The sequence below is a fragment of the Ruegeria arenilitoris genome, assembly GCF_013030985.1.
Taxonomy (GTDB): Bacteria; Pseudomonadota; Alphaproteobacteria; order Rhodobacterales; family Rhodobacteraceae; genus Ruegeria; species Ruegeria arenilitoris_B.
Map to the genome: position 1 here is coordinate 430,096 of NZ_WPYP01000001.1, position 11,454 is coordinate 441,549.

Consider the following 11,454-nt stretch of genomic DNA (forward strand, 5'->3'; position numbering starts at 1 on the left):
AATTGGGAGCATCAGACGAACCTCGTAAGGCAATCCTCAGAATTTTATCTGAGCCGGGAAAACCGCAAATGGGTATTTCGTCAGCAACCGGGAGCAGCTTGTCCCCGGCTCTGTCATTGTTGGGTAGTGCATTTAGCGAAGCAGCCGACATAATGCCTTTCAAGGCAGATGAGCTATTTGGTTTCTTGCATTTCCGCCTTCATACCGCGCATCAGGCAAAGAAACGCAGCCGATGGTCTCTTGGCCGGGTTTACAATCGCTTCAGCGGGCAGTCCGCTGAGTATATTCCGCTTTCTGGAACACAGCTTATTCAGACGTTTTCAGCGGCAGGCATTCAGGCGCCTGATTTCATCGTGATCAGAGGCAGATACGAATTGCGTCTGGACTATGCTCAGCAAGCATACGACGCTTTGAAAAAACAGATCGAAGTATAGGCAAACGGAAAAGGGCGGCCAAAGCCGCCCTTTGCTTTATTCTTCGGTATTGGCTTACAGCCCCAGCAGTTCCTTGACTTTGGCAACCGTTGCCTCGGCGGTGATGCCGAAATGCTTGTAAAGCTCACCTGCCGGAGCGGAAGCGCCGAAGCTCGACATGCCGATGAAACCGGCCTTGGCTTCGCGGCCACGCTCACCCAGCAGCCAGCGGTCCCAGCCACCGGCGCGGACGGCGGCCTCGATACCGACACGTACGGCACCTGCAGGTAGAACGCGCTTGCGGTAGGCTTCGTCCTGCTCGGCGAACAGTTCCATGCAGGGCATGGAGACAACGCGGGTACCAATGCCTTCGGCCTCGAGCATGGCCTTGGCTTCCATCGCCAGCGAAACTTCAGAGCCGGTGGCGATCAGGATGGCCTGACGCTTGCCCTCGGCTTCGGCCAGAACGTAAGCGCCCTGCGCAACAAGGTTCTTGGCCTTGTGCTGGGTCCGAACGGTCGGCACGCCCTGACGGGTCAGCGACAGGACCGAGGGGCTGTCCTTGAAGGTCAGCGCCAGTTCCCAGGCTTCGGCGGTTTCAACCGTGTCGGCGGGGCGGAACACATAGGTGTTCGGCGTTGCGCGCGAGATGGCCAGATGCTCGACCGGCTGGTGAGTCGGACCGTCTTCGCCCAGACCGATCGAGTCGTGGGTCATCACGAAGACCGACGGTACCTTCATCAGCGCTGCCAGACGCATGGACGGACGGGCATAGTCGGTGAAGGCCATGAACGTACCGCCATAGGGGCGGATGCCGCCATGCAACGCCATGCCGTTCATCGCGGCGGCCATGCCGTGTTCACGGATACCGTAGTGAATGTAGCGACCCTTGCGGTTTTCCGGCAGGAATACGCCCATATCGGCCGATTTGGTGTTGTTCGATCCGGTCAGGTCAGCCGAGCCGCCAACGGTCTCGGTCATGATCGGGTTCACAACGTTCAGAACCTTTTCCGACGAGGCACGGGTGGCCAGTTTCGGCTGATCTTCCGACATCTGCTTTTTGAACGCGCGGATGGCACCGGCCAGTTTCTTCGGCGCTTCGAACGCATAGGCGCGGTTGAACTCGGCCTGCTTGCGTTCGGACAGCTGCGCGAAACGCTCTTCCCATGCGGCGCGTTCGGCGGAACCGCGGGTGCCGATGGCCTCCCACGCGGATTTCACGTTGGCAGGGACTTCGAACGCGTCATGTGGCCAGCCGTAGCCGTCCTTGGCTGCCTTCAGTTGTTCCTGATCCGTCAGCGCGCCGTGACCCTTCGAGGTGTCCTGCGCGGCGTGGCCAAGTGCAATGTGGCTTTCGCAGGCGATCATGGTCGGCTTGTTCGATTTTTTCGCCTGAGTGATCGCGGCGTCGATCGCCTTGGGATCGTGGCCGTCGATTTCGATCACATGCCAGCCCGAGGCCGCGAAACGGCGCACCTGATCAGTGCGGTCGGCCATATCGACAGTGCCGTCAATGGTGATGTTGTTGTTGTCCCAGAAGACGATCAGCTTGCTCAGCTCGTGACGACCCGCCAGCGTGATTGCTTCTTGGCTGACACCTTCCATCAGGCAACCGTCGCCCGCGATCACATAGGTATAGTGATCGACGACCTTCTTGCCGTAATGCGCGCGCTGAATTTCCTCGGCCATGGCAAAGCCCACAGCGTTCGAGATGCCCTGACCCAGCGGGCCGGTCGTGGTCTCGATCCCGTCAACCAGGAAATTCTCGGGGTGGCCTGCTGTCTTCGCACCCAGCTGGCGGAAGTTCTTGATCTCGTCCAGCGTGACGTCAGCATGACCCGTGAGATAGAGCAGCGAATAGATCAGCATCGAGCCATGACCCGCCGACAGGATGAACCGGTCGCGGTCCGGCCAGTTCGGGGCCGAGGCATCGAATTTCAGGTGCTTTTCGAACAGCACGGTCGCGACATCGGCCATGCCCATCGGCATGCCGGAATGGCCGGAATTGGCGGCGGCGACGGCGTCAAGGGTCAGGGTGCGGATGGCCGCAGCTTTGTCCCAGTGTTCGGGGTTTGCATTGCGCAGCGCAGTCAGGTCCACGGGCGTTGTTCCTTTGGATTACAGGCAGATGCGCGCTCAATACCATCCGCCCCCCAAAGTGCAAGCAGAACCAAGCGTTCCGGCCAGGGTGTGGTTCAAGAAAGCGGCCCAAGTTGTTGAAAGCAAACAGTGGGTATTTTCCGTCTCGTTGGGTTAGACTGGGGCAAGACGCGGTTGGTGTTGATTCGGACACAGCTGCGATACAAGGAACCTTGGTTAAGAGGTGGCAGGGGCATGAGCCAGATCGAAGAACTACAGCGCCGTATCATTGCCGCAATGGATCGGATCGGAACCGGCGTCGAAGCGCTGGGTGATGCGGCTCCGACCAGCGGTGGCGCGGATGACGCCCTGCGCGCGGAATTGGATGACGAACGCGTTGCAAATGCACAGTTGGAACAGCGTCTCAAAACACTGAAGGAACGCCACGAGCAGGAAGTCGACGCCATGCGCGCCGATATGGAGAGCCTGCGGACGGCGCCGGTGGAAGATCCCGAAAACGGCGCGTTGCGAGAGCAACTTGCTGCGGCGACGGCAAAGCTGGCCTCGGTTGAGGCTGCGCGTGCCGAACTGGCGGCGGCCAAAGCGGCGCTGGAAAACCAGGATGAGCTGGAGGCCTTGAAGGCTGAAAATGCGCAACTGGCTTCCGCTGTTAGCGCGGCGCAAGAGGTTGAGGCTGAAAATGCACGTCTTCGGTCTGAGCTGGCCGATAGCGAACGGGTGGCCGATTTGAGCGCCGAATTGGACATGCTGCGCGCAGAACGCGCCAGCCATGGGGCGGCGATGTCGCGTCTGGATGACGATCTGCAGCGGATGCGGAAGGCGAATGAGCAATTGCGCCAATCGGTGGACGAGTTGCGGGCCGCGGCCGAAGACGGCCTTCCCGACGCTGATCTTCTCAATCGCGCCACGGTGGCCGAGCTTGAGGCGACGCGCGCCGCGCAGGCTACCGATGCGGCCGAAGCGCACGCAGTCCTGGCCCGGTTGGAGCCGTTGCTGTCGCAGGCGAAACTGGCGGAAGGAGAGGTTGAATAATGCCCGAAGTGACCATTCAAATCGGTGGGCGCGGCTTTGAAGTCTCGTGCCAGGAAGGTGAAGAGGCGTTTCTGCATTCTGCCGCCAAGATGCTGGATGACGAGGCGCAGGTTCTGTCCGATCAGATTGGCCGAATGCCGGAATCGCGGATGTTGCTGATGGCCGGCCTGATGCTTGCCGACAAGGCAGCCGGGACGGATGAAAAGATACGTGCACTCGAAGCGAAACTGGCCGCCGTCGAGGAGGAGCTTTACGCGCTCAGAAACATGCCGCAACCGGAACCCGAACGGATCGAGGTGGCTGTGGTGCCGCCTTCGGTAACAGATACCCTGGCGGAACTGGCCGCGCGGGCGGAGGCCCTTGCATCCGTGATCGAGGAAAGGTCTGCCGAATGAACTCCGTCAGAACTCTGACTTTTGCCGCGATGATGACGCTGCCAGCCGGATTGGCTGTGGCTGAAATCGACATTCTGCCGGTGACATTTACCTGTGATAATGGGGTTCCGCTGGAGGTCGCCTATTTCAATGCGCCAGACGGGTCCAGTGCGGCGGCGATGATCGTCGACAATCAACTGGTCACGCTGCGGCAGGCCCAAAGCGGGTCCGGCATTCGCTACGAGTCTGCGGGAGAGGTGGGGACTTACATCCTGCGTTCCAAAGGTTGGGACGCCACAGTAAGCTTTCTGGCGGCAGGTTCGGATGCCGCCAGCGAGCAAGTCGTTCTTCAGAATTGCAGCAGCCGCTGATCAGGCGTTTGCTTCGCGGATCTTGTCGGCGGCTTCCTTGTTGTAGCCGACACCGTTTTCGTCAAACAGAGTGTCCAGCTCGCCCGACAGGGTCATCTCGGTGATGATGTCGCAACCGCCGACGAATTCGCCCTTGACGAAAAGCTGCGGCACGGTCGGCCAGTCGGAATAATCCTTGATGCCCTGACGCACTTCTTCATCGGCCAGAACGTTTACATCGGTATAGTCCACACCCATGTAGTTCAGAACACCGGCCACGCGGGACGAGAACCCACACTGCGGCATTTCCTTGGTGCCTTTCATGTACAGCACCACGTCGTTGGCTTTGACGGTTTCGTCGATCTGAGTTTTAACGTCGCTCATCTTGCTTGTCCTTTTCACCCGTATCCGGGGCGGTCGTTTCATTCTGTGACGGGTCAGAGGTCCATCCTTCTTCCTCCAACCGTCGGTGTTCGGCTTGCGCCAGAGCCAGCGGATCCAGCCCGTATCTTTCGATGCCGCCAACCTTGCTGATTTTGTCCGGGTCCGGACGCATGTCGGCGAGGTTACGTTTTCTGTTCCGCTTCACATAGGCTTCGATCAGAGCGGCGGCAACTATCAATGTTGCGATAGTACAAATGCCGACCAGCCAATTGCTCATTTCTTAGGGACCATTGTTTTCGCGTATTGCTGCGGGTCCCGAGGGATTGGCATGGCGCTCACTCCACCGCCTTTACCTGAGTCAGTAGTGGACGCAACTACACTTGCGTTTTGGCTGGGTGTTGCGCCACGTTTTTGCCTGTACCGGCTTTTGCTGAATGTTGATCTCACAACAAGGATAATGCCAACGCATGTCAGCAAGCCGAAAATTGTGTAAATCCAGCCTGTTACCGTCATTCAGGCACTTTCGTCGTCAGAGCCAGCGCGTGCAATTCTCCGTCCGGACCGTCCATCTTGCCCTTCAGCGCTGCATAAACAGCGCGTTGCTGCTGGACCCGGTTTTTCCCGCGAAAGCTTTCGTCCACGACCATGGCGGACATATGCATGCCGTCATGCCCGCCAACCTGAATTTCCGCATCCGGAAAGGCTTCGCGCAGCAGGTGTTCGATTTCGTGGGCGCTCATCGGCATGTAGGTAACTCCTGAAGGTCTTTCCCAAGATGTAGAGCGCCAGGGCGGGGCGCGCAAGGGTGTGAAAGGGGTCTGAAAACGACAAAACCTGCGCCCGTCAGGGACGCAGGTTTTGCGATCAAATCGTGATCAATGGTCAGGCCACGGCCTCGGCAAAGCTGCTGCGGAAGGTGGCGGTCAGCTCCTCAAGCGCGGCCTCGGTGTTGCCGATGCGGACGCTCTCGCCGGTGAAACGGCCAACGGAAACCAGTGGAACGCCAGCCTGACCGGCTGCGATCATCAGCGCCTCGGCCTGATCGAAGTTGCAGGCGACCAGATAGCGGGCCTGATCTTCGCCGAACAGGAACTCGGTCGAAGCGTCGTCGAGGTGGACACCCACGCCGGCTGCTTCGGCCAGTTCGAAGGCGGCTAGTGCCAGACCGCCATCGCCCAGATCGGTGCAGGCCTTGATCATTTCGCGGTTGGCGCGGATGAAGTCACCATTGCGCTTTTCCGCGTTCAGATCGACATGCGGCGCGTCACCGTCTTCGCGGTTGAAGACCTCGGCCAGCAGGGCGGATTGGCCCAGATGGCCGTTGGTTTCACCTATGACCAGAGCCACGTGGCCCTCGCGAACCTCGTTGCCGATGATCTCATCGGTGTGAGACAGCAGGCCAACCGCGCCAATAGTCGGGGTCGGCAGGATCGCCTGACCATCGGTTTCGTTATAAAGTGAGACGTTGCCTGAAACGATCGGCATATCCAGCGCGGCGACGGCCTCACCGATACCCTGAATGGCACCGACAAACTGGCCCATAATCTCGGGCTTTTCGGGGTTGCCGAAGTTCAGGTTGTCGGTGGTGGCCAGGGGCTTGGCACCTACGGCGGTCAGGTTGCGATAGGCTTCGGCCACCGCCTGCTTGCCGCCCTCGACCGGGTTGGCGCGCACATAGCGCGGGGTCACGTCGCTGGTGAAAGCCAGCGCCTTGTCAGTACCGTGCACGCGGACCATGCCAGCCCCCAGACCCGGCGTGCGGGCGGTGTCGGCCATGACCATCGTGTCGTATTGCTCATAGACCCACTGTTTGCCCGCGTAGTTGGGCGAGGCGAGCAGGGCACGCAGGCCGTCAATCGGGTCGATCTGAGGTACCTCGGCCAGTTCTTCCGCTTCGGGCGTCGCAACCCACGGGCGGTCATATTCCGGTGCGGTCGAGGACAGTTTCGACAGCACCAGATCAGCTTTGACCTCGCCATTGTGAACGATCAGGAAGCGGTCTTCGGCAATGGTTTCGCCAACGATGGCAAAATCCAGGTCCCATTTCTCGAATACGGCGCGGGCTTCGGCCTCAAGCTCGGGCTTGAGGACCATCAACATGCGTTCCTGAGACTCGGACAGCATCATCTCGTATGCGGTCATGTTCTCTTCGCGCTGGGGAACATTCTCAAGGTCCAGACGCACGCCCAGACCGCCCTTGTCGCCCATTTCCACGGCGGAACAGGTCAGGCCAGCGGCACCCATGTCCTGGATCGAGATCACGGCGCCGGTCTGCATCAGCTCGAGCGTTGCCTCCATCAGGCGCTTTTCGGTGAAGGGATCGCCGACCTGAACGGTGGGTCGTTTTTCCTCGATGGTGTCGTCGAACTCGGCTGAGGCCATGGTCGCACCGCCAACACCATCACGGCCGGTCTTTGCGCCCAGGTAAACGACCGGCATTCCAACGCCCGACGCCGCCGAATAGAAAATCTTGTCGCTGTCGGCCAGACCGGCGGCGAATGCGTTCACAAGGCAGTTGCCGTTATAGGCCGGGTGGAAGCGAACCTCACCGCCCACGCAAGGGACGCCGAAACAGTTGCCATATCCGCCGATGCCTTCGACCACGCCGTTGACCAGCCGACGGGTCTTGTGGTGGCCGGGTTCGCCAAAGGACAGCGCATTCATCGACGCAATGGGGCGCGCACCCATGGTGAAGACATCGCGCAGGATACCCCCCACGCCGGTTGCCGCGCCCTGATAGGGTTCGATGTAGGACGGGTGGTTGTGGCTTTCCATCTTGAAGACCACGGCCTGACCGTCGCCGATATCAACCACGCCCGCGTTCTCACCCGGTCCGCAGATCACCTGAGGGCCCGAGGTGGGCAGGGTACGCAGCCACTTCTTGGATGACTTGTAGGAACAGTGCTCGTTCCACATGGCCGAAAAGATGCCCAGTTCGGTGAAGGTCGGCTCGCGCCCGATGATCTCGAGGATCATGTCATATTCGTCGGGCTTGAGCCCGTGTGCGGCGATCAGATCGGGTGTGATTGCGGGCTCTTGCATCTTCTGTCCTGTGTCCAAGTGGGCCGAGATTGCGCGCCTTTTAGGGCAAGGGCGCGCCCGTGGAAAGGGTTAAGACCCGCAAGGCATAGTTTGACGCGGTCTGCGGGCAAAAAAATGGCCGCCCGGCTGGTTTGGCTGGACGGCCATTGTGGTTCTTTGAAGGCTTCGATCTATTCCGGCGCGCCGTGCGCAGAACCAGGTTTCTGGGCCTGTTGCTCAGCTTGCTGGTTGGCAGCATCACCGGCAGCGGCTCCGATAGCGGCCTTTTGCTCCTCGGTCAGGTGATCGGCGTCATCCAGACCGGGGATCGCAACGCGCACTTCGCGGCGGGCAAAGTCGATGCCGTTCTCTTTGAACGCAGCCTTCACCCGGTTGAAGATTTCCTTGCGCAGGGTGAACTGCTTACCCGGTTTAGCCATGAACTTGCCGCGGATGATCATGCCCACGTCGTCAAAGTCGAACACACCCTGAGATTTGAAGGGCTGCAGGAACCCATCCTTGTGGGTCTCGTCCTCCATCATCTCGGCACCGATCTTCTTGAAGATCTTTTTCACCTTGTTGGGGTCGGTGTCGAAAGGCACGGTGAATTTCAGCTTCATGATGACCCAGTCGCGGCTGTAGTTGGTCAGTTTCTGAATCTCACCATAAGGAATGGTGTGAACCGGCCCGCGATGGTGACGCAGCTGCATCGACCGGATCGAGATTTTCTCGACCGTGCCGGTGGTGCCGCCCACATCGACATATTCGCCGACACGGAATGCGTCATCCACCAGGAAGAAAATGCCGCCGACGATGTCAGCCACCAGTTTCTGAGCACCAAAGCCGATGGCCAGACCCAGAACACCGGCACCGGCCAGAAGCGGGGTGATGTTGATGCCCAACGCACCCAAAGCGAGCAGGACAAAGATCACCGCAATGGCGGCCTGCGCGGTCACGCGTAGAAGGGGCAGAACCGTTGCCAGCCGCGACCCGCCCGAGCCACCGCCTTCACCGGCCTCTTCGTCCGGGCTCTGTTCGGCTGCCGTTTGCTCTTTCGCCAAACGGCGGTTGATCCAGAGCGAGACCACCTCGTTCAGGATGTAGCCAAGGGCGATGATGATGAAAAACTGGATCAGCTTGCTGCCGGATTCATCGCCACCCCCTGCGATTTCCTGCAGGTCCAGATCCCACGCTCTGGCAATCATCAGGATCACCAGAATGCCAGCCAAAACCCGGCCAATGCGGATATAGCTGCGTTTGGTAGACTTATACGCCCGCTCCGCCACAGGACCTTCGCCTTGCATCGGAGGTTGAAGATGGCGCACCAAACCTCGGATCAGGGTATCCAGTGCTGGCGCAATCAGCAGCCAGAACATCGTCGTGAAATGCGCGCCTTTCAAAAGCAGGGTGCGGATCATGGGATCGCGCTGCGCGGCAAGGAATTCAACCAGAAGCCAGATTACGGCCGAGACCCCGATCGCAAAATAGGGGTAATAATGCGCGACTTCCTCGTCGAACTTGGTGCGATCCGGGTCGGTGCCCAGCATTATCTGCGAAAGACCCTCACGCGCCTTCCAGGCAATGACGGCGATATAGATGTGAATTCCCGCATTGAGCCAGAAACCGATGCGCGTTTCCCCACCCGTTATCCCGTTCAGTCTGTTGAAATGCAGGATAAACAGTGTCAGCCCGACCAGGATCAGCAGACCGATCAGGTTGCGATGCAAGTACTTGGCCCAATGGTCATCAATGTTCACCAGGCGGAAATGAGGTTTGTTCGGCGCCAGGATAAACCGCGAGGCGGCCGCACCAAGACGGGGAATCCAGATCAGGTAGAAAACGAAAGGCGCGGCATAGGTTACTTGTTCCGTCGTCAGCAGGCCGCGCCCGACGGCACGTATGACGACATAGAATACAACCAGACCCGCAATTTCACGGCAAAAGCGACCGAACAGGTACCGGACGGCACCCCACAGATCGTTCTCGTCTGCGGCTTCGGGCGGCCGATGCCACCTGCGCGTAAGCAAGCCGAATAGCTTTTCAGCAGCGAACCCTACGATCAGTATGCTCAGAACCAATCCCAGCAGAGTGAACACACCATTTGTCCCGAAGGTGCCGACAAAATTTTCGACTGCATGTGCCTGAGCGCTGAAAAGATTGGGAATGGTGACAATCACATGCGTCCAAGAGGCCACCATCGCGGCCCAAATCTCGTTAATTTCTTTAATCGGATCTTCGCGGTCCGCGGCTTCGGCGGCCTTTTGTTCGGCGACCGCATCCAGACGCTCCAACAAAATGGCTCGGACCTGGTCGTCAGACATGCGCGCGACCAGATCGTCCACCTGTTCAGGCGTCAGGTCCTCTGGAATGCTGATAGGGGCTGTGGAACCGTTCGTAGCGCTGGTTTGTGCTAATACAGGTCCGGTCAGGCAAATGACGGAAATTATCGCCAACAATAGGCGAAAGGGGTGAAACATCGAATCTGTCCTCGAACACAAGTCTTCATGATTTTTTTTGCAATCATAGGTCTAAGTGCCCGAGATTCACAGATGTTTTGGCTATCGAACCTGTCTACGTTGCCCGAAAGCAAAAAAAAGGCCGAGCACTAAGCTCGGCCGTAGTCCAACAGGGAGGTATGAAGATGATGAGCGTTTCAGCATCACCGCCTTCGAGTGCTCATTTAGGGATCAGTTTGTGAACGATCAAGATTTTTCAGACTGATTACTGATCATGCCCGCTATGCTGCATGTGCATAGCTACAATTTTCCCATCTGCTTCAACTGCTTGCGTTGTGCCGTGATCTCATCCTGGACAAAGTCGCGGAAGGCGGCGACGCGCTTGGAATGGCGCAGTTCCTCGGGATAGGCGAGGTAGACGGGAACGTCTGCCGTTTCGATATCCGACAGGATCGGAACAAGATGTGGGAAGTCCTGCGTGACATAATCCGGTAGCACGCCAATGCCCAGATTGTGCAGAACGCCCTGCAGAACGCCGAAATAGTTGTTCACCGTCAACAGCGAGCCGGGGTTATACGTCATCAGGTGCCGCACCATTGCAGCGCTTGCGCCGACCTGAGGGGCAGAGGGCGTCTGACAGATCAGCCGATGATCCTTGATCTCATCCAGCGATTCAAGCATCCCGCCGTGCGTCTCGATATACTCCTGAGTTGCATAGAGCGTCATCTGCACCGTCATCAGGCGCTTTCGGACCAGATCGGCCTGGCTGGGTTCCTTCATGCGGATGGCCACGTCGGCCTCGCGCATGGGCAGGTCCAGCACGCGCTCTTCCAGCATCAGGTCGATGTTGAGGTCGGGGTATTGCTCGTACAGTTTCGGCAGACGAGGGGCCAGCCAGAGCGTACCAAAGCCGAACGTGGTGGTGACGCGCAACACACCAAAGACTTCTTCTTCGCTGTCACGGATGCGTGCGGCAGCGGCGTCCAGACGCTTGGACATGGCCGAGGTCGCATCGAACAGCAACTCACCCTGTTCCGTCAGGATCAGCCCGCGCGCATGGCGGTGAAACAGGGTCGAATCAAGCGACTCTTCCAGCGCTCTAATCTGCCGACTAACCGCCGATTGTGACAGATTCAGCTTATCACCCGCATGAGTAAGGCTGCCTGCATCCGCTACCGCGTGAAATATCCTAAGCTTGTCCCAATCCATTGCCGCAACTTTCGTTATCTTTCGAAACGCCTATATGAAATAGGTAATAACTTCCACATTCAAAGGGCGAAATCCTTGGGATTCAGTGGATAAACTCTATGCAGGTCAGAAATCA

At 58.7% G+C, this 11,454-nt stretch carries 11 protein-coding genes; 4 read left to right on the plus strand and 7 right to left on the minus strand.

The window, feature by feature from the left end:
* The first annotated feature begins 2 nt into the window (after window positions 1–2).
* Window positions 3–434, plus strand: a complete 432-nt coding sequence (locus tag GOX88_RS02085) for a hypothetical protein (RefSeq protein WP_170398572.1) — start codon at window positions 3–5, stop codon at window positions 432–434.
* A gap of 54 nt (window positions 435–488) precedes the next feature.
* On the opposite strand, the gene tkt is transcribed toward GOX88_RS02085, so the two are convergent.
* Window positions 489–2,513, minus strand: coding sequence for a transketolase (gene tkt / locus GOX88_RS02090; protein ID WP_170398575.1), 2,025 nt, complete (start codon window positions 2,511–2,513; stop codon window positions 489–491).
* Window positions 2,514–2,747: 234 nt separating this feature from the next.
* Here tkt and GOX88_RS02095 point away from each other — a divergent pair, with 234 nt between their 5' ends.
* Genes GOX88_RS02095 through GOX88_RS02105 form a run of 3 tightly spaced genes read left to right on the plus strand, consistent with a single transcriptional unit; the run spans window position 2,748 to window position 4,290 of the window.
* Window positions 2,748–3,545, plus strand: a complete 798-nt coding sequence (locus GOX88_RS02095; RefSeq protein WP_170398578.1) for a hypothetical protein — start codon at window positions 2,748–2,750, stop codon at window positions 3,543–3,545.
* Window positions 3,545–3,940 carry a cell division protein ZapA gene (locus tag GOX88_RS02100; RefSeq protein ID WP_170398580.1) on the plus strand — a complete coding sequence of 132 codons (396 nt, stop codon included), beginning with the start codon at window positions 3,545–3,547 and terminating at the stop codon, window positions 3,938–3,940. Before GOX88_RS02095 ends, GOX88_RS02100 begins: the two co-directional genes overlap by 1 nt.
* Window positions 3,937–4,290, plus strand: a complete 354-nt coding sequence (locus GOX88_RS02105) for an MliC family protein (RefSeq protein ID WP_170398582.1) — start codon at window positions 3,937–3,939, stop codon at window positions 4,288–4,290. Before GOX88_RS02100 ends, GOX88_RS02105 begins: the two co-directional genes overlap by 4 nt.
* On the opposite strand, the gene grxD is transcribed toward GOX88_RS02105, so the two are convergent.
* The 6 genes from grxD to GOX88_RS02135 all read right to left on the minus strand — a co-directional run bounded on the left by grxD (window position 4,291) and on the right by GOX88_RS02135 (window position 11,339).
* The gene (gene grxD / locus GOX88_RS02110) at window positions 4,291–4,653 is read right to left on the minus strand and encodes a Grx4 family monothiol glutaredoxin (protein WP_170324809.1); all 363 of its coding nucleotides are present in this window, start codon (window positions 4,651–4,653) and stop codon (window positions 4,291–4,293) included.
* Window positions 4,640–4,930, minus strand: coding sequence for a hypothetical protein (locus GOX88_RS02115; protein WP_170398584.1), 291 nt, complete (start codon window positions 4,928–4,930; stop codon window positions 4,640–4,642). The genes grxD and GOX88_RS02115 overlap by 14 nt, the downstream gene beginning before the upstream one ends.
* A gap of 232 nt (window positions 4,931–5,162) precedes the next feature.
* Window positions 5,163–5,399: a BolA/IbaG family iron-sulfur metabolism protein gene (locus tag GOX88_RS02120; protein WP_170398586.1), complete on the minus strand. Its 237-nt coding sequence runs from the start codon at window positions 5,397–5,399 to the stop codon at window positions 5,163–5,165.
* Window positions 5,400–5,535: 136 nt separating this feature from the next.
* The gene (gene purL, locus GOX88_RS02125; protein WP_170398588.1) at window positions 5,536–7,695 is read right to left on the minus strand and encodes a phosphoribosylformylglycinamidine synthase subunit PurL; all 2,160 of its coding nucleotides are present in this window, start codon (window positions 7,693–7,695) and stop codon (window positions 5,536–5,538) included.
* 170 nt (window positions 7,696–7,865) lie between these two features.
* On the minus strand, window positions 7,866–10,151 hold the full coding sequence (locus GOX88_RS02130) for a mechanosensitive ion channel family protein (RefSeq protein WP_170398590.1): 2,286 nt from the start codon (window positions 10,149–10,151) through the stop codon (window positions 7,866–7,868).
* Window positions 10,152–10,430: 279 nt separating this feature from the next.
* Window positions 10,431–11,339, minus strand: coding sequence for a LysR family transcriptional regulator (locus GOX88_RS02135; RefSeq protein ID WP_170324814.1), 909 nt, complete (start codon window positions 11,337–11,339; stop codon window positions 10,431–10,433).
* Window positions 11,340–11,454: the final 115 nt, after the last annotated feature.